Origin of the sequence: Emticicia sp. BO119, from assembly GCF_013912375.1 — a bacterium.
In the GTDB taxonomy this organism is placed as follows: domain Bacteria; phylum Bacteroidota; class Bacteroidia; order Cytophagales; family Spirosomataceae; genus Emticicia.
Map to the genome: position 1 here is coordinate 216,510 of NZ_JACETV010000006.1, position 19,533 is coordinate 236,042.

Here is a 19,533-nt window from a genome sequence, read left to right on the forward strand (position 1 = left end):
CGTTATAGTGTGGATTGTAGAACTGTCTCTATCTACATATAATTTCTATTCAATCATTCACTCATTTTTATTCACTAATTCATCATTAGTAAAACAACATGGCAAAGCAAATCATTTTTGATACAGAAGCAAGAGAAAAATTGAAGCGTGGCGTAGATACACTTGCTAACGCTGTTAAAGTAACTTTAGGACCAAAAGGTCGTAACGTAATTCTTGATAAAAAATTCGGTTCACCAGCTATCACTAAAGATGGTGTAACTGTAGCAAAAGAAATCGAATTAAAAGATTCGATTGAAAACATGGGAGCACAATTGGTAAAAGAAGTAGCTTCTAAAACTGCTGACCAGGCCGGTGACGGTACAACTACCGCTACTGTATTGGCGCAGTCAATCTACACAATCGGTGCTAAAAACGTAGCCGCTGGTGCAAATCCAATGGATTTGAAACGTGGTATCGACAAAGCTGTTTCAGCGGTTGTTGAAGCATTGAAAGGTCAATCAAAAGCTATCTCTACTTCAAAAGAAATCGAACAAGTTGCAACTATCTCTGCGAACAACGACTTCGAAATCGGTCAGATGATTGCTCATGCAATGGAGAAAGTTGGTAAAGAAGGTGTAATCACAGTAGAAGAAGCTCGTGGTACTGAAACTGAAGTTAAAACAGTAGAAGGTATGCAGTTTGACCGTGGTTATTTATCGGCTTACTTCGTAACTAACCCTGAGAAAATGGAAGTTGAATTAGAAAAACCTTTCATCCTGATCTCGGAGAAAAAAATCTCTTCAATGAAAGAGTTACTTCCAGTATTGGAAGGTGTAGCACAAACGGGTCGTCCGTTGTTAATCATCTCTGAAGATGTTGACGGAGAGGCACTTGCTACATTAGTAGTAAACAAAATCCGTGGTGCATTGAAAATCTGTGCAGTAAAAGCTCCAGGTTTCGGTGATCGTCGTAAAGCTATGTTGGAAGACATCGCTATCTTGACTGGTGGTACTGTTATTGCTGAAGAGCGTGGATTCAAATTAGAAAACGCTGACCTATCTTACTTAGGACATTGCGATAAAATCATTATTGATAAAGATAACACAACTATCGTAAATGGTGCTGGTGATCAGGAACAAATCACAGGTCGTGTAAATCAGATCAAAGCACAAATCGAATCAACAACTTCTGATTACGATCGTGAGAAACTACAAGAACGTCTGGCTAAATTGTCAGGTGGTGTAGCGATCATCTATATCGGTGCTGCTACAGAAGTAGAAATGAAAGAGAAAAAAGACCGCGTTGATGATGCACTTCATGCCACACGCGCTGCGGTTGAAGAAGGTATCGTATCAGGTGGTGGTGTAGCGTTAATCCGTGCGCAAGCAGCTTTAGAAGGCTTAAAAGGCGCTAATGGTGACGAAACAACAGGTATCGCTATCATCAGATCTGCTATTGAAGCACCATTACGTACAATCGTTGCTAATGCTGGTGGCGAAGGTTCAGTAATTGTACAAGCGGTTAAAGGTGGTGAAGGTTCATTCGGTTACAATGCTCGTGAAGACAAATATGAAGATATGTTGGCTGCGGGTATTATCGACCCTACTAAAGTAACTCGTTTAGCATTAGAAAATGCTGCTTCTATCGCAGGTTTATTATTAACTACAGAAGCTGTAGTTTCTGATATTCCTGAAGAAAAAGCTCCAGACATGGGTGCTCATGGCCACGGTGGTGGAATGGGCGGCATGATGTAATCAGATGCTTAGAACATACAAAGAAGCCCTCGGAGAAATTCGAGGGCTTTATTTATACCTGAATTTTACAGATTAAACACCAATCTGATGTTTGCTAAAGCCTATCAAATCGCGAGCAATTATACTCAACCTGTATTGATTTCAACTTTACGTTTCGATGGAACAGTAGAATGTAGTGTAGGTTCATTTGTGATAGTAAATAATGAGGGATGGATTATAACCGCTGCCCATATATTTGATACAATGCTGGCGCATCAACGAGATACGGCAGAGATAAATCAGTATAATCTGGAGGTAAGTGAGATAGAAAATAACAAATACCTATCAGCTCAGGATAAAAAGAAAAGATTAGACAAAGTAAAATATAACCCGAAATGGATACGAACGTACTCTTACTGGTGGGGCGCTGATATACATGGAATTGATAATATACATCTACTAACCGAAAATGATATAGCTATTGGTAGACTAACTAATTTTAATCATCAATTCTGTCCGCAATATCCTGTATTCAAAAAACCGGGTAATTTAGCTATAGGAACAAGCCTTTGTAAATTAGGGTATCCTTTTCATGAAGTAAAGGCTACGTTCAACGAAAACAACAATTCATTTCAGATTGCGCCAAATGCCTTGCCAATCCCACGTTTTCCGATTGATGGGATTTTTACCAGAGAGGTTTTACAGCCCAATTCCGGAAATAATCAATATGATGTGAAATTTGTTGAAACTTCTACGCCCGGATTTCGTGGACAAAGTGGTGGGCCTATATTTGATACTGCCGGGAATATCTGGGCCATTCAAAGCCGAACAGCTCATTTGGCTTTAGGGTTTTCGCCAAAAGTAGTGATTGATAATAAAGAGATCACTGAGCATCAGTTTATTAATGTTGGCATGGGTGTACATATAGAAACAATTCTGAAATTTTTAGAGGCTAATAAGGTTCAATACAAGGTAAGTGAATCTTAATAGCTTAGCACTTAAGTACCTCTCCCACCTTGAGGGCTTTTAAATCGCCTTTAATTTCACCCTGTTCTTCTAAGTTTCTTAAAACTCTCAAAGGGTCTCCCATAGGCTCATCAGATAAATCAAAAGTGCCATAGTGCATCGGTATCATTACTTTGGCATGCATATCATGAAAGGCTTTTACGGCATTTGTCGGCGAAACATGACTTTGTCCCATAAAGAACTCCGGTTTATAGGCACCTACGCCAATGAGACAATAATCTATATTCGGGAAGATTTCACCAATATCTTCAAAATGACCACCATAGCCTGAATCACCACTAAAGTAAATCGTTTTTCCTGAGCCCTGAATGACATATCCTCCCCATAAGCGAAGATTGGTGTCTCTCAAAAACCTTCTCCCCCAATGCCTTGAAGGCACATAATAGACCTTTATGGCATCATTAGTTTTATACTGCTGATACCAACCTGCTGCCTGAATTTTGTTGCTATGAGTAAATGTATTTATAAGCTTATCAACGCCTAAGCTTGTCAGATAAGTAGTATCAGGATTATTTTTGGCTAATAATCGTAGGCTCTTTTCATCGCAGTGATCTCGATGATCATGCGAAACCATAATATAATCAAGATTACGCAATTCCTCTGCCGGAACAGGTAATGCTGATTGTCGTTTTATGAGTGATACATTGAATAAGACCGGGTCTATCAACAAAGTAATACCTGCCAGTCGAATAAAGAAGGAAGCATGCCCTAACCACACAATACAATCTTTTTTTGATTCAAGAAAGCCTTGATTTTGTAAGACTTCTGCTCGCCATTTATCTGTTTTCTTCTCTGTTTTCTGCGGATTTTTGGTGAATTGCCATCTTAATACATCTCTGAACGAATCAACGAAAGGAAATTCATAATTCACAAACCTTTCTCTTTCATCAATGGGAGTTCCGTTCCATTCAAATGGTAATTTTATAGTTGGTAAGTCTGGATTGGAGGTATATGGCATGTCGTGAAATTGATTTCTCTTTATAATTTAAAGTTTTTTGTAAAAGTTCCATTAAATGTCTACGAAAGTTAATGTGAGAATAGACTTATGGATTACACATTTAATTCCAATTTTGGTTAGTCCCGGGTTGTTACTTTTTTGGGCTGCAAAAAAGTAACCAAAAAAGCAGCCTATCATTCAAACTCACGCAATTAAAAATCTGATAAACCCTTGAATATTTTATAGACTATAATCGGATTTTTAATCGCGCTCAAACAGGAATGACGTCATAAGGCTATGATTTTTAGTCGTTATTATCTTTCTTATTAAATATCATTATTTCACCAAATTCTCTTATTAAATACTTTAATTAATCATTTCTTTCTCTTCACAATAAACTTTTTTTCATATTTGCTGAAACAATACTGAATACTATGCCAACTTTTCAAGCTTTTTATGTGAGTGAAAATGAAGATAAAACATTTTCACGACAGATTATAGAACGTTCTACTGATGATTTACCTGCCGGAGAGGTACTCATACGTGTTAAATATTCATCTCTTAATTATAAAGATGCGCTTTCTTCCAGTGGCAATCGTGGAGTTACACGTAATTATCCGCATACACCCGGGATTGATGCAGCAGGTATTGTTGAAGAATCCAATTCTGATGAGTTATCTGTAGGTGAGCAAGTCATTGTGACAGGTTTTGATTTGGGCATGAATACAGCAGGTGGATTTGGCCAATATATTCGTGTTCCGGCTAAATGGGTAGTGAAACTACCAAGAGGATTACGACTAAAAGAAAGCATGATTTTTGGTACAGCCGGGTTGACAGCGGCTCTATGTATCGATAAACTCTTACAAACTGGCTTGACACCTGACAAAGGAAAAGTAATTGTGACAGGTGCAACAGGTGGGGTCGGAACAATGGCAGTCATGATTCTGGCTAAATTGGGATTTGCCGTTGTAGGTGTAACTGGTAAGCCGGAGGGAGAAGCCTTTCTCTTAAACTTAGGTGCCAAAGAAGTTGTTTCTCGTGAAGCTGTAAACGACCAATCTGGCAAACCGATGCTAAAGGGTATTTATGCTGGCTGTGTTGATACAGTAGGCGGCAATATACTCGCTACTATCCTGAAATCAATGCAATACAATGGAGTTGTCAGTTTGTGTGGTTTAGTGCAATCACCAGAATTACCAACAACTGTTTTCCCGTTTATCTTACGGGGCGTATCTATGTTTGGGATTGACTCTTCTGAATGCGATATTGAGTGGCGAAAGAAAATGTGGAAGAATCTGGCTAAAAAATGGAAACCAGAGGGCATTCAGTCTATTACCAGGACTGTCGGCTTAAAAGGCTTAGACAAAGAAATAAGAAAGATACTGAAAGGCGGACAGATGGGAAGAGTGGTTGTTAGGTTATGAAATTATACAAATTTCAAGTTGTTAAACTTAATAGCTATAATGTTTACTAAGTACACCATGTTACACAATTTGTCTTTTAATATAGTGTAACATAGTGTTTTTATAGTGCCCATTATGGCAAAATGTATAATACAATACTGTTTACAGACCATACTTATCAATCAGGTACACCAAAGCGGCCATAGATGCAGCGCCTAATTTCAGTTCTCTTTCGTTAACAGCATCTAATTTATCATTTTGCGCATGATGAAAATCAAAATAGCGTTGAGAATCTGGTTTGAAGCCAATTAATAAAGTACCCAGATTTCCTAACGGGCCAATATCAGCACCGCCACTACCTCTTCCAATTTCTGCTAATCCGTAAGGAGCTAATAGATTTTTATAGACTTCAACTTTAGCAATTTGAGCAGTAGTACCTACCATACCGAAACCTCTTGGCGTAAAACCACCATTGTCAGATTCTATAGCAGCAATATGGTTTTCACCGTTTTGCTTAGCTAAATCAGCATATTTCGTACCTCCTCTTAAACCATTTTCCTCATTCATAAACATCACAGCTCTGATTGTTCGCTTGGGTTTAATACCCAAAGCATTCATGGCACGTAATACCTCAATGGCCTGCACACAGCCCGAACCATCATCTTGTGCGCCTTCAGCTAAATCCCATGAATCAAGGTGACCACCTACCACAATAATTTCGTCAGGTTTTTCTGTACCTCTTATCTCTCCTACTACATTGTGTGAAGGCGCATCAGCCAGAGTCTGGCAATTCTGCTTGAAATAGAATTTCAGCTTTGGGTTTTCCTTCAACAATCTGCTCAACAAATTAGCTCCATTGGTACTTATTGCCGCTGTCGGAATCATCGGGATTCCCGGTGCATAACGCATCCCCCCCGTGTGCGGATTATCATCCTGTAAAGTAGTCATTGAGCGCACAATAGCTCCTACTGCTCCATACTTGGCTGCTTCTGATGCACCTGCACCTCTTTGGTTAACCGCACCCGCATACGCCTCAAAAGTATTAATCCTGGTTGGATCCATCGGGCGGTTAAACAAAACTATTTTACCCTTAATATTGGCCTCTCCCAGCGCTTTTAACTCTTCAAAGTTTTTTACTTGTATTACTTCTGCCTTAACCCCGGCAACCGGTGTTGCCACAGAGCCACCCAAAGCCACAACCGGCACTTTGGTTTTCACTTTTCCATTTTCAATATAAGCTTCTTCCTTTGCTCCTCTTACCCAATGAGGTACCATCACATCTTGCAGAAACACTTTCTGAAAACCATAATCTTCCATCACTTTTTTAGTGTACTCCACTGCTTTAGCAGCCCCTGCCGAGCCACTTAAACGTGGGCCTATAGTTTTGCATAGATACGTCAGCGTTTTATAAGATTCTCCATTGGTCAGAATCTCATCATAAATTTTTCGGATTTGTAAGGAATCGGCATTTTGTGCAAAGCCTGAAAATGCACAAAAAAGCAGGAAAAAGAGGATTTTCTTCATAGTGATTGTTTAGAAGTGTTCAGATATTTCATTTTTTCAAAAGTACATTTTTTGAGCAAAATATCCAACCGAATACTTCTGACAAAACAGATATTATCTGAAGAATAAAATATAGAAAGAGAGAATTATTAAAACTCCCACACAGTAGGATTTTTGTGTCTGCGTAAATGCTTCCGTACTTCCATCCAGAAAGCCAGAATTAAATAAAGGATAATAGGAGAGCCAAAAGTAAAAAAGGAAGCATAAATAAAATAGAGCCTTACGCTACTTGCCGAAAAGTTAAGTTTTTCTCCCAGACGAGAGCAAACGCCAAAAAGCTGGTTTTCTACGAGGTATCTTAGGCGATTCATTTTCTTTTTTTTACAAAAATATAACGAATCTAATAATAATCTCTTAATTAACAATAAAACAACAAAAAAATAATCTATACCTGTACTTTTTTGTACAACTAAATATAAGTTTTGTCCAAATATATTTTCTTCAAAACTTGTTTTATCATTAAAATTATGTACATTGCATTTCAATTCTTCATTTTCTCATAATTTTTTTAATTTCAATGCAAACAGGTGTAGTTAAATTCTTCAACGAGACTAAAGGCTTTGGTTTCATCGTTGATGATGCTTCAGGGCAAGAAATCTTCGTTCACGTGACAGGTCTCGGCGGCAGAAAGATTCGTGAAAACGATCATGTTGAATACGAAGTTGTCGAAGGGCGCAAGGGTTTGAATGCAGTCAACGTGAAAAAAATATAATTTTTTTCTGAGTACGATTGTTTCAGTTCCACAACCTCACTATTCTACCCAATAGTGAGGTTTTCTTTTTTTTGTCAGCGTAGTTTCCCTCAATTCCACAGGGGTTTTTACGCATTTTAGTTATTCGGTATATGAATATATAAATACTTAATTATATATTTCGATTGTATTTTGAAGTTTTGCCAAAATACAGAACCGGTTTAAAGTTTTTATTTAAAGCAGCAGCCGCACAGATGAAAATATGTGACTTTTGCTCCGGTAAAAATAATCATTTGCAGTTAAAGGCAATATGTTAAAAACAGGTTCATAAACTTCTATTATTACTTAATCTAAAACACCTTACTATTATGGCACTACAATGGCCTTTCCTGCGCGAAAGAGTAACCAAACTCGGAGACCTTTTTTCTTTGAAAGATGTAAAGGATTTTACTGGTAAATTTAAAACAGAAGTAAACTTAGCCAAAGGGCAGGATTCTCTGGCTTCGAAGTTCCTTGTAAATGGAGAAGTAAGAACCGGAGAGTTTTTTGGTATTGACAAAATCAATCAGTTAATCACTTTAGCAAAAGAAAAGAATAAAGGTTTATCTGGTATAAGAGTCTATTTTGGCCTTGCACACGAAAACTTTGATAGCAAATCAGGCGAATCAACAATTGCAAGCAGCCCGATTGAAGGCGCAAACGACTCATCATTAAGACCCCGGTTGTTTTTGGTTGCTGTAGACGAAACCGGTAAAGATATTGAAATTGACCTGACAGGTCTAAAAGATGTACCAGATGGCAATGGGTTGGGCAATGGATCGCCACAACCACCTTTTGGAAATGGATAAATATAAATAAGGACTTGGAAAACGAATGAATGGATTAATGCTTTTTTCCACAGTTTCAGAAGTAAGTATTCTTATTCCTGTAGCGATAATTCTTCTCAAAAGAAAATATTTGGGTACAGAATTAAGAATACTTGCTGCTTATGTGGTGATTACACTCATCAGAAACATTTTTGGCGTAACCTCAGATATCCTGTATTTTACAGGGTTGAACAATTACCATACGTTATTTTATTACAACTGGCATTCTATATTAGGATTTTATATCATTGCTTTTCTCTATTTTCGACTCCTGCACCATCGAAACTGGAAAATATTCATTGTTGTTGTTTGCTGTATCTTCACTTTCATTTCTTTATTAGAAATACCATCAGGCTCAATTACTGATATCGGAACAAGCATTTTCAATAATTACACCTATACTGCTTCAAGCCTTATTGTTCTAATCATTGTCTTAGCCTACTTCTACCAGCTTCTACAGGATCTAAAAGTTGAAAATATTACGAAATTTCCCTATTTTTGGGTGAGCGTAGGTTTGTTATTTTATTTTGGCGGGAATTTATTCGTAAACCTATTTTTAATAAAAGCTGCCAAAACTACTAATCAAATGACCTGGGGTATTATTAACTCTGCGCTTAGTATTTTATTTCATTTTACTATCTCTCTGGCATTCTGGTATAGTAACTCTTTGAATAATACGCAGCAAGATGAGTGATTTGCAATTAATATTTTTAGGATCTTCCGGTCTTCTGGTACTAATTGTTTTTAGTATTCTTTTTGTAGTATATTATAAACAAAAACAAGCCGAGCAAAAAGTTGCTATGCAAGAGTTAAAAGCCGAAATGCAAAGACAATTATTAGAGTCTTCTTTAGAGGTGCAGGAGGTAGAACGGCGAAGAATAGCCAAAGACTTGCATGATGAAGTAGGTGCGATGCTTTCAATGACAAAAATGAGCTTTAATCAGCTTTTAAAAAAAATAAAAACCTCGGCCGAACTGACCGAACAAGGGAAAACCACCAAAGAATTTTTAGACGAATCTATCAGTCAGGTAAGAAGAATTTCAAAAGAACTGGTTCCCTCTACCTTAGAGGATTTCGGTCTTATTTCTGCCCTTGATGAATTTATTCAGAAGATTCATATAGCTTCGGGAGTCTTATTTATTTTTAATCATGAAGGTATTGAAGAAAGTCAGCGATTTGACAAAAAAATTGAACTCACAATCTATAGAATAGCGCAAGAGTTAGTAAATAATGCCTTAAAACACGCCGAAGCACAGGAAATCACCCTGAAACTCTTGGCAAAAACCAATAAGATTGGCTTTATTTTTACTGATAATGGTAAGGGGTTTGATTTAGAAACAGTAAAGAAAGATCCTAAATCTGGTTTGGGTTTAAGAAATATTGAAAGCCGGTTAAGTGTGGTGAATGGTACTCTTAGTATTAAAGCCGGTATTGGACAAGGAACAAATACAAAAATAGAAATCCCATTACTTAAAAATCATTCGTGATATGTCAAATATAAGAATTGCCGTAGTTGATGACCACAGTTTGTTCAGAAAGGGCATGATTTCAATTCTTCAACAAGTTTCCGACTTTGAAGTAGTGATGGAAGCCACTAATGGTTTAGAATTTCTCCATAAATTACAAAATACACCTGTAGATGTAGTACTGATGGATTTACAGATGCCGCAATTAGACGGCACAAAAGCTACTGAAATTATACGAGAGAAATTCCCTCATGTAAAAGTAATCATTCTATCTATGCACGATGAAGATAAATATATTCTGCATCTGATGGAAATTGGTGCCAATGGTTATTTATTGAAAGACAATGACCCGGAAGAAGTAGAAAAAGCTATCAGGAAAGTAATTGAAACAGACATTTACTTCAGCGATTTTGTAAGTAAAGTGATGGTTCGCAAAATGACCCGAAAAACACAACAGGAAAGCAAGATATTTAATTATAAAACAGACTTATCAGACCGCGAGAAAGAAGTCCTCGTACATATATGCGAAGGTCTGACAACTATAGAAATAGGAGATATTCTCTCTCTAAGCCCCCGCACAGTTGAGGGACATCGATTAAGAATGATAGAGAAATTAGGCGTAAAAAATACAGCAGGTCTTGTTGCCTTTGCTATAAAAAATAATTTAGTCTGATTATTTACCTTCCAAAACTGCCGTAAATTCTATTTCAACCAAGTAATCTTTTTCAATAAGTGAACTCACTTCAACCATTGTAGTACATGGTTTGATCGACCCAAAAAACTCACCATGCGCTTTACCTATGGTTTCCCATTTCGAAATATCTGTCGTAAAAATGCGCGTCCGAATCACGTCTTTCAGGCTTGCACCTAATTGCTCAAGTACCTTCTCTACTTTCAGGATAATAAACTTGGTTTGAATATAAATATCATTTTTGCCCACCAGTTCTCCGCTATTATCAGTAGCAACAGTCCCTGTTACTTCAATCAGATTTCCGACTTTTACGGCTCTCGAATACCCGACAATATCCTCCCATTTTGCTCCTGTAGAAATGTTTATGCGACTCATAGATTAAAAAAGGCTTTTTTTGAAGCAAAGTTAGAAGAAAAAAGCCCTTTTGCAAATTATGTAAAGATTATCAATTACAGGGGTCTGCCGATACCTTAGCACTAAATGATGCACCTGATTCTACTTTAAATCCGGGTTTCAATAAAATAAACTTACCAGTTTCATAAATAATCGTAGATTCTGAAATAGTATTATTTGCCTCTATCAGTAACTTTGATTTTTTTATAGTATTAATAGCCAAGTCATCATTAACACTACTCAGCACAACCGCGTGCGCACAAGGGTTAGCTTGTTTTTCATAAGCAAACTGCCGTATTTCAGTAATTGTACCAGCTAAAAAACTAAAATTTAAAGTAGTCGAGTTATCAGGGGTAGTACAAGGTTCTCCACAAGGAAAACTATAGGTACTGAACGAGAATGTGCCAAATGAATATCTGTCTTCTTCCAGGCAATCTGCCCGTCCAAACGGGCACTCATTCTTAAACTGCTTTTCTCCATACAAAAATCTAAAACGTTTATCGTCGGTGTAGATACCCATGCCAAAATCATATTGGTTAGTCATTGCTGCCCAGTTTTCAGTAGCCATATTCCAGAAATTTTCGTAGTTTGGTGCTCCCGGAGGCAAGTTTGTTCTATAATCAACAGATTGATTGGTGAACGGTTGAGATTCATTGTATGTCTGCCATCTTTCGGCATAAGCATAATTGAGATTAATAAATATATTCAATGATACTCCGATATTAGAGCTACTCACAAAATAAGGTATGTTTCGTGTCTGTTTTACTGAAAAATGTGCAGAAATCCCCTCTAAAGCTATCCAGTATTCGTTGTAGGCACCCGCTTCTATTTTTTTATAAATCCCCGAGCTATCTTTTACAAATCCCCACTCCCATAATTTGGCTTTCATGTATAAAACACCTGTATTTGCATCAAAATTGACTTCTTCCGGCAATCCTCCCAGATTATCAGTATCAGATATATAATTGTTATAGAAACTCCCTTGCACCAGGCCATTCCACTCACGGGTAGCCCCACCCGCAAAAGGGAATACCTCTGTCAGGTACTTGGCATTGCTATAAGGCCGCCATGTCGGTGGCTGGTCTGGATAAATCCTTGTTTCAAAACCTGCCTGTCTGCCGGCATCATGGTTATTTATCATATTAGCTCCATCAGGTAACCGGGCAAAATAACTGATAGCCCCTCCCATGCGTTTATCAAAGCCAATCTTTATTATCTGGTTATCTAAAAAATAGTGCAGGCTATCTTCTGAAAAAGTAGTTTGTGAAAACCCCGTGCCATACACCATAAACAAAAATATAACCTGAAAATATTTTCTAAACATTTTCTTCATGTGGTTTAGCGCATAAAAGGATAGTAAATAGGTGGCCCTATAGAGAGAATAACAGGAATACACGATCGTTTTTAATTAAAAGCACAATTATGAATATTCCATAAACTCAAATTCCATTTCACAGAATCATCATACTGAATAGTTTTCTGCGTCTTCTTGATATAGAAAACTGTTCACCGCTTTTTAATAAAATATTGATTTCTTTGCTCCCTGAGTCAAACCATTCTATAGCCGAAAAATTAACTATATGGCTCCTGTTGACCCGATAAAAATTATAGCCTTTCAGTTTTTCTTCAAAAATCTGCAAGGTTCTTGAGCTTAATTCTTTTTTATTATCATTCAGGTAAAGCATAGTGTAATTTCCCTGCGATTCAAGGTAGAGAATATCTTGCGGGCTGATATCCCTTTTACTGATTCTGATTGTTTTCATGGCGTTATATTATTTTGAATAGGAAAAAATCACACCTCTTAATGCCAAGTTCGTTCCCTGCCAGTTTGAACTGGCTTCCAGTTTCAGGTAATAATAAAATTTACTATTATCAATTACGAGATTTTTGTCAAATCCGGTTTGTTTTTCCTGAATCCCACTTCCCATGGCGCTACTTATACTTGCCTCTACCGTCCCTACCGCATTGGTTTGCTTTTCAACACTATAAAAAGTCAGTGTCATGTTCCCTCCGGTATTTTGTATATAATGCATAATCATTTTTCCCATATAAGCCCCATCAGGTAATTCTACCGGAGCAAATGCATATGCATCTGCGCTTTTGGTATCATTAGCAAATGCAATCAAGGCTTTTTCAACAATACGGAGAAATGCCGTACTTGGCGTGTTTGCAGAAAGGATAGGGTGAAAACCCAAAGCAGATACATTATAATACGATAGTTGTGAAGTAGAACATTCTATCAGATTACCGCTTTCATCTGTACATACATGGCGTTCTCCAGACCCTGAAAGAGCAGTAGATCTTAATACAGAAGCCTGCACCGTTCCCGTAGCAGACATACTCCCACCTAATCTCAGTCTGTAGGTAGTAGAGTTATTAGGTGTTGTATTGATATTCACCACACCATTTTTCTGAATCACCATTGCATTGCTTGGGCTTCCTGCATTCTGTCCGTTACCAATATAAAGTAAAGGATCAGTACTTACCCAGCTTGTAGCATTGGCCGCGCCAATCGGCGAATTATAATAGCCTAATGCAACAGAATAATATGAGTTAGCAACTGTACCCGTACCTATAGCTGTACTATTATTGCCATAAGCATGGGTGTTTTCCCCAATGGCAATAGTACGGACAGACCCATCAGCAAAAGCCCCGACACCAAAAGCCATACCGCCGTTTCCGGAAGCATGAGCGTTTTCTCCGATCGCAATTGTGTTTGACGTGCCATCTGAAATTGCCCCGATACCAAAAGCCATATTTCCATTGCCAGAAGCATGAGAGTTCTCTCCGATCGCAATCGTATTTGATGTACCATCTGAAATTGCCCCGGTTCCGATAGCCACGTTTCCAATGCCGGAAGCCCACGAATTATAGCCTGTGGCAAATGAATGCAGTCCGATATTATTGGCATCCCAGGCACTTCCGTTCACAGAACCACATCTGAACGCACTTCGAGATGGTATCCACATCATCCGTGTTCCACCACCAGCCACAGGTGCAGTAGGCGGATTAGAAGTATTGTCGGCGGTGATCGGCACAAGTGTACTATAACTTGACCAGAACCCCCCGGGATTGGTATTTCGTATTTCTGTACCTCCGATCCCGGCAGTTGTCCACAAACTGGCAGGTGTTTGCCAGCTTGCTCTGCCCAAAGCATCAGATGTTAGTACCTTGCCTGCCCCCTCACCTATATTCATCATTCTGACAGGTACTTTAGTTTTAAAACTATCCGTACTTGCTTCAATAAATTGTGCTTTAGCCTGAAAAGAAACTATGGTTATGAGAAGTAAAAGTATTTTTTTCATGGTCTGACCTGTTATTTGATTGATACAAAGCTAACCCATAAAAAAGCACTATGCACCTACTAAAGTTAGTAGGTGCATAGCCAATAAAATTCTCTATTTTTTGTAATACAATTGCTTTTTACCCGTTTTCAAGTCAGTCAGTAGCAAAGCCCCTTTTTCTATATAATATTTTGAGTTAGCTATATCTGTTACCTTCCCGTTAATTTTTAATCTCCAGTAAAATATATTACCTTTAGTGTACCACCTTGCTCCTAAAGCCTTTGCTTCAGCAATCATTTGATTCCCCCCACTCTCTGACCTACCCGAACTATTTGGCCCACTCACGTACGAGCTTCCCCCTCCATCATCAATAGTACCATCTGCATTGAGTATAATACCACTACTCGAACCTCCATAAAAACCGCCACCACTCGAATAATTTTCTTCAATCACCCATTTACCAACCAGCGTCGGGTCTCTGTACAGTCCATCTGAGCTGACGGTATTCATCTGAGTTGTCTTTTTATTGAATGTACCATTTAAAATCACCTGTCCGTTATAGCTGACCTGCTGAGAAATTTGATCATTTGTAATCTGCATCGAAAAATTAAATACTGTCCCATCTTTATAGGTTAATATTCCTGTAGCACTCGCACCTCTGGTACTGCCTTTTAATACATAATCATCCTTAGAACCATTTACCATAACATTGAGTTGCCCGTCAATACTATTGGTGGCTGTTACTTTCAGGTTCATTTCAGCCGGAAGTGTCCCATTTGCATTTTGCAGATTTCCTTGCCAGACTCCCGCAAAAGATTGAGCCGTAGCATAATTACTTATAGAGAAGAGAATCAGTATAATGTATTTCATGGTCGTGTTTAACTTAAAACCATCGAGGCGGTCTCGAAAGTCTATGCGATAAAATATATTTAAACAATCTGCCGTTTTACTGCTTTTGAGATAGCCTCTGTTGCAGAGTTTACATGTAATTTCCTGTAGATATTCTTCAAATGAAAATTAACGGTAGAGATACTTATTTTACATTCATCGGCAATAAGTTTATAACTCATGCCTTTTACCAGACAGTCTAAAACTTTCTGTTCGTTCACCGACAATTCCTTATATTCCTCTTTGGCAAAGGTCTGATTCTGCTGCTGAAACATAGTCCATACTTTTCGGGCAATCACAGGTGGCATTGGTGAGCCACCCTGAGAAACCTCAATAATGGCGTCAATATACTGTTCAGGACTTGAATCTTTCAGAATATACCCGCTTGCTCCCGCGCAAATAGAGGCAAAAATCCGTGCATTATCTTCAAAAACAGTTTGCATAAGAATCTGCACCTCAGGGAATTCTGCCTTGATTTGCTGTACTGCTTCAATCCCCGTTATACCAGGCATCTGAATATCCATCAGTATTACATCGGGTTTATCCTTGCGGATAACCTTAACAGCCTCGTTTGCATTCGGATAAGCCCCCGTTAACAATAGTTCCTCTGCTACTCTGATTGTTTCAGCAAGTAATTCCCTGATTTCTCTAATATCTTCAAAAATGGTTACACGTATCATCGTAGTCGAGAGAGTTTTTGTAAAATTCACGATAATCCTTGTGCCTGACAACTACTAAAATTAGTAGGATGACCCATTTGCTATCGATTCTCTATGCGCCGGTATTATCAAAAACAAAATTCAGTTCTATTTTTGTCCCCTTCCCAGCTTCCGAACAAATCACTACATTACCCCCTAATGCTTCGGCTCTTTTCTGAAAATTAAGAAGTCCGTTCCCCTGATGCATATCTTGTGTATTAAAACCTTTACCATTATCCGAAATTACCAGTTTACCATGCTTACCAAAAGCAGATGAACTTAGGCAGAAATCAATTTTCACCTCGCTGGCTTCTGAATGTTTTGCAATATTATTAATAACCTCCTTAAAGAAAAAGTACAGATTACGCCTCTGTTGAGTTGATAAAGGCAAGGCAGGTATGCTTTCATCAATATTCAGGTTCAGTTCTATTTGTTTTGATCCAAGTGTCTCTTTAGCAAATTGCACCATACGGTCAATCCATTCGGCAGAGTCATCATTTTCCGGGTTCATGTCATAGACCGCCTCTCTTACCTGCCGCATCATTTCTCTTGAACGAGAGCTGATTTTACTGAATATATCGGATGTTTCAGGTACAGACTTCTGGAATTTCATACGGTTTAACTCAGAAAACATGGTCAGACTACTCAATGAAGCGGCTAAATCATCGTGTAAGTTAGTCGAGATTTCGTTTCTAAGCATCTGCTGTCTTTGTTGTTCTTTCTGGCTTCGACGCAACTTGTCACCAAAAGCCACAGAAAATAAAACAATCTCAAGCATCGATCCCACCATCAGATAATATTCCTGATTCATGGCTGAAATAACATTCAGATTTTTTAAAGCTACGATAATAGCCGCTATTGAAATACTTACCATCGCTAAAGCATAGAGCCATATAATACGGATATTGCGCGAAACATAATTGTAAACCATATATGCTTGTATTAACAACAAAAAGAAGGTAAGCCCGATACTGATAAAATTAGAGTACCAGTCATAATGGATTAATAAGATAAGACTGAATAAAGCGATTATATAGGAAAGCCATCGAATCGGTTTGATTAAATGCGGGAGATTTACTTTCAGATTTAAAAATTCAATCGTAAAATAAATCATGAAAAAAGTAGAAATATTCAGAAATAAGAGATGTCCTCTGTCATTCAACCACGAGTTTGACCATACGTATTGATAAAAGAACCCGTAAAGTACTGCTTGCAGCCCACCGAAACACAAAACATACAGAATATAAAAAACTAAGGATTGCTCGCGGATAACCAGCCAGAGAAAGAAATTATATAATACAATCAGAAATATAAAACCAAAATAAATGCCCCAGATAATCTTGCGATTCGACATAGCCTGAAAAAGCTCCGACTCCTGCCAGAAATAAACAGGAAACTTTAAATCTTCAGTACTTTTGCATTTCAGAAAGATAACATACTCCTGATTTTCAATCATATCAATTTTAAAAATAGGATTGGCATCTTTAATAGTATTCAGATGATATGGATAGTGGTCGCCTGATTTTTTTGAATTAATAATACGGTTATTCTCTACCACAAATAAATCAATCTCATTGACCCTGCTATTAGCTATTTCCATTAACCATTGTCTATCCGCCAGATTCATCACACGCATCATAAGCCATACTGTTTTATCCGAATAACCAAAGTTTGGTATATCATTTAAAGTAGGTTTAAATCGGCTCAAAAATGCTTTATCTTCCAATAACGGTCTTGTATATTGGTTATTTTCATCGATAAATCCCTTACAGCGGTTGCCCACAAATAACTGATTTTCTTCCTTATTTAATGTAAAGTCAGGTGTAAATATACTCTTGGTAATATTATCCGGATAAAACCGGTTAACACCGTTCACGCCTCCGAAAAACAACTCTCCATCTGAAGTCTGAAAAGAGCTATAACCATTAAACTCATACGCTTGCAGACCATCATTCAGATTAAACGCAATAAATCTCCCCTGTTTATTATCAAATCGTGCGATTCCTCTGTTGGTACTCACCCAAAGATTATTTTTTTTATCAATCTCGCAGGCATAAATAAAATTATTGGGTAGTCCATCTTCGGTAGTAAATGTTTGGATAGTTTTCTCTCTTAACAAATACTTTACAAGACCCTTACTCGTACCAATCCACCAGACCGACCCGTCTTTAGCTAATTGAGCACAGATGGGTATCCCTTCCTGGATAATCTTTATAATAGTAAAATGAGCAAAATTGTCTTTACTTTCCAATAGCCAGAGTCCTTCGTTATACACGCCAACAAAGTATTTACCTTCTTCTACTTTCTTTATCAGAGAAATTCTTTTATTAGGTAAAACCACTTTTTCCTGAAACCTGTAATTTTTCTTATTAATAAAATAAATACCTCCTTCTGTCCCTGCAACCATTGATTCTCTGTCTTCTTCAATGCACCTGATAAAATTCGACAGCACAGCATCTTTTCCGTAGCTATTGTTCAGTTTCAGAATAGTATTACCTTTCATTAGAGCTAATCCTTGAGAAGTACCAATCCATAAGTTTTCTAAAGAATCTTTTTTCATATACCTAACGGTATTAGAAGGAAGCGGATATTGCTTGTTATCATTATAAAAACTTTTTACAATACTCAAATCTTTATCATTCAATATCCATAAGCCGCTTTGTTGTGTACCCAGCAACAACTGTTGTTTTTTTTCATCTTTAATAATAAACCTTACAGAGTAGTTTAATAATTGCTTTGGAAAATCTTTAGGAAACGGAATTCTGAAACTGCTTAAATTATTCGGAAGAATCTGTATTCTGTCAATGCCATAAGGGTCAGTATTAACCCAGATAATCCCGTCATAGTCAACATATACCTGGCTTATTTCATTGATGTACAGGTTATTTTTATCTAAAAATCCTTCATTTTTAATCTGTGCAAATTTCTGGCTGGCTATCGAGTATCTGAGCAATCCGTTTTTTTCGGTACCCAGCCACAAATTACCTTTTCCATCTGTATCCAAATCAAATACTACATTGATAAACTTATCTTTTTCAAACTCACTTATAAGTTTTATATCATTATGGCTATAATCAAAACGCACCAAGCCTTCAGAGGTAGCAATCCATAAAAGTTGATCTACAGGAAGAATCTTAATAATTTCAAGAGGCTTCCCTGCCTTATTTTGAGGATGATCTGAAAAAAAATATTCAATACTATATTTCTTATCAACAGCAGTATCCAGTCTGATGATCGCATCAGAACTATGAATCCATAATTTTCCCTGCTTGTCAAACTGTGTAGAATTAACAGTGCGGAAATAACTCGTTTTAAAAGATTGATTAGGTAATATCAGGTACTTCCGACCAGTTTTAACACTAAGTTTTACCAGACCCTCTAAAGCCGACCAATACCAGACCATACCATTCATAGCTTTAATCGGGAAAACCTCGCTTTTAACAGTTTTGCCTTGATTGTCTGTAATAGTGTAAGCCTTAAAATTATTTGAAGTATAATTATAGTGGTTCAGGGCACTTTCTGTGCCTATCCATAAATCACCTTTTTCATCTTCAATGATTTTCTTTATTTCAATACCATCAATACTATTATTTTTCTTTTTTGAAGGCCTGAAAACCGTAAAAGCCCCTCCGTCCCACTTATTTAATCCATCTTGTGTACCAAACCACATAGTGCCCCTTGAATCTTTCAGCATAGCCAGTACCGATCCCTGCGAAAGCCCCTTCTCAGTACCATAATGGTCAATCCTGTAATTCAGTTTCTGGGCATAACCCTGATCAAACAGAAATACTCCTGACAAGACAACCCACCTGAATAATAATATCTTTGGGAATGGCATGGTATGTGGCTAATTTTCAGATTTTTAGCAGAATATATAATTGAAATTACAAAAAACTGTGTTTGCTACCAAATAAG

The 19,533-nt window shown here is 37.5% G+C and carries 18 protein-coding genes; 8 read left to right on the plus strand and 10 right to left on the minus strand.

The window, feature by feature from the left end:
- Positions 1 to 98 precede the first annotated feature (98 nt).
- Together groL and H1R81_RS19495 are read left to right on the plus strand one after the other, a co-directional pair.
- A complete protein-coding gene (groL, locus tag H1R81_RS19490; RefSeq protein WP_181842414.1) occupies positions 99 to 1,733 on the plus strand; it encodes a chaperonin GroEL in 1,635 nt (544 codons plus the stop codon).
- Between the two features lie 87 nt (positions 1,734 to 1,820).
- Positions 1,821 to 2,699: a serine protease gene (locus H1R81_RS19495; RefSeq protein ID WP_181842415.1), complete on the plus strand. Its 879-nt coding sequence runs from the start codon at positions 1,821 to 1,823 to the stop codon at positions 2,697 to 2,699.
- Positions 2,700 to 2,703: 4 nt separating this feature from the next.
- On the opposite strand, the gene H1R81_RS19500 is transcribed toward H1R81_RS19495, so the two are convergent.
- The gene (locus H1R81_RS19500) at positions 2,704 to 3,696 is read right to left on the minus strand and encodes an MBL fold metallo-hydrolase (protein ID WP_181842416.1); all 993 of its coding nucleotides are present in this window, start codon (positions 3,694 to 3,696) and stop codon (positions 2,704 to 2,706) included.
- 413 nt (positions 3,697 to 4,109) lie between these two features.
- On the opposite strand from H1R81_RS19500, the gene H1R81_RS19505 reads away from it, so the two are divergent.
- Positions 4,110 to 5,099: a YhdH/YhfP family quinone oxidoreductase gene (locus H1R81_RS19505; protein WP_181842417.1), complete on the plus strand. Its 990-nt coding sequence runs from the start codon at positions 4,110 to 4,112 to the stop codon at positions 5,097 to 5,099.
- Positions 5,100 to 5,240: 141 nt separating this feature from the next.
- Here H1R81_RS19505 and H1R81_RS19510 read toward each other — a convergent pair whose 3' ends face one another.
- Both H1R81_RS19510 and H1R81_RS19515 read right to left on the minus strand, forming a co-directional pair.
- Positions 5,241 to 6,602, minus strand: coding sequence for a M20/M25/M40 family metallo-hydrolase (locus tag H1R81_RS19510; RefSeq protein ID WP_181842418.1), 1,362 nt, complete (start codon positions 6,600 to 6,602; stop codon positions 5,241 to 5,243).
- 128 nt (positions 6,603 to 6,730) lie between these two features.
- On the minus strand, positions 6,731 to 6,952 hold the full coding sequence (locus tag H1R81_RS19515; protein ID WP_181842419.1) for a PspC domain-containing protein: 222 nt from the start codon (positions 6,950 to 6,952) through the stop codon (positions 6,731 to 6,733).
- Positions 6,953 to 7,158: 206 nt separating this feature from the next.
- Here H1R81_RS19515 and H1R81_RS19520 point away from each other — a divergent pair, with 206 nt between their 5' ends.
- The 5 genes from H1R81_RS19520 to H1R81_RS19540 all read left to right on the plus strand — a co-directional run bounded on the left by H1R81_RS19520 (position 7,159) and on the right by H1R81_RS19540 (position 10,337).
- On the plus strand, positions 7,159 to 7,353 hold the full coding sequence (locus tag H1R81_RS19520) for a cold-shock protein (RefSeq protein WP_130019762.1): 195 nt from the start codon (positions 7,159 to 7,161) through the stop codon (positions 7,351 to 7,353).
- Positions 7,354 to 7,700: 347 nt separating this feature from the next.
- Positions 7,701 to 8,180 (plus strand): hypothetical protein, encoded by a 480-nt coding sequence (locus H1R81_RS19525; protein ID WP_181842420.1) that lies wholly within the window; start codon positions 7,701 to 7,703, stop codon positions 8,178 to 8,180.
- Positions 8,181 to 8,217: 37 nt separating this feature from the next.
- On the plus strand, positions 8,218 to 8,892 hold the full coding sequence (locus H1R81_RS19530; RefSeq protein WP_181842421.1) for a hypothetical protein: 675 nt from the start codon (positions 8,218 to 8,220) through the stop codon (positions 8,890 to 8,892).
- On the plus strand, positions 8,885 to 9,685 hold the full coding sequence (locus H1R81_RS19535; protein ID WP_181842422.1) for a sensor histidine kinase: 801 nt from the start codon (positions 8,885 to 8,887) through the stop codon (positions 9,683 to 9,685). The genes H1R81_RS19530 and H1R81_RS19535 overlap by 8 nt, the downstream gene beginning before the upstream one ends.
- A gap of 1 nt (position 9,686) precedes the next feature.
- The gene (locus H1R81_RS19540) at positions 9,687 to 10,337 is read left to right on the plus strand and encodes a response regulator transcription factor (RefSeq protein WP_181842423.1); all 651 of its coding nucleotides are present in this window, start codon (positions 9,687 to 9,689) and stop codon (positions 10,335 to 10,337) included.
- Here the strand turns inward: H1R81_RS19540 and H1R81_RS19545 are convergent, their stop codons facing one another.
- The 7 genes from H1R81_RS19545 to H1R81_RS19575 all read right to left on the minus strand — a co-directional run bounded on the left by H1R81_RS19545 (position 10,338) and on the right by H1R81_RS19575 (position 19,456).
- Positions 10,338 to 10,730, minus strand: a complete 393-nt coding sequence (locus H1R81_RS19545) for a RidA family protein (RefSeq protein ID WP_181842424.1) — start codon at positions 10,728 to 10,730, stop codon at positions 10,338 to 10,340.
- Positions 10,731 to 10,800: 70 nt separating this feature from the next.
- A complete protein-coding gene (locus H1R81_RS19550) occupies positions 10,801 to 12,081 on the minus strand; it encodes a 3-coathanger stack domain-containing protein (RefSeq protein ID WP_181842425.1) in 1,281 nt (426 codons plus the stop codon).
- A gap of 118 nt (positions 12,082 to 12,199) precedes the next feature.
- Positions 12,200 to 12,511, minus strand: coding sequence for a LytTR family DNA-binding domain-containing protein (locus H1R81_RS19555; protein ID WP_181842426.1), 312 nt, complete (start codon positions 12,509 to 12,511; stop codon positions 12,200 to 12,202).
- A 9-nt stretch (positions 12,512 to 12,520) separates the two neighbouring features.
- Entirely contained in the window at positions 12,521 to 14,053 is a 1,533-nt protein-coding gene (locus H1R81_RS19560) for a hypothetical protein (protein WP_181842427.1), read from the minus strand.
- A gap of 93 nt (positions 14,054 to 14,146) precedes the next feature.
- Entirely contained in the window at positions 14,147 to 14,902 is a 756-nt protein-coding gene (locus H1R81_RS19565; protein ID WP_181842428.1) for a hypothetical protein, read from the minus strand.
- Between the two features lie 59 nt (positions 14,903 to 14,961).
- Complete coding sequence (locus H1R81_RS19570; protein WP_181842429.1) at positions 14,962 to 15,600, minus strand: response regulator transcription factor; 639 nt, start codon at positions 15,598 to 15,600, stop codon at positions 14,962 to 14,964.
- A gap of 91 nt (positions 15,601 to 15,691) precedes the next feature.
- The gene (locus H1R81_RS19575) at positions 15,692 to 19,456 is read right to left on the minus strand and encodes a 7TM diverse intracellular signaling domain-containing protein (RefSeq protein ID WP_181842430.1); all 3,765 of its coding nucleotides are present in this window, start codon (positions 19,454 to 19,456) and stop codon (positions 15,692 to 15,694) included.
- Positions 19,457 to 19,533: the final 77 nt, after the last annotated feature.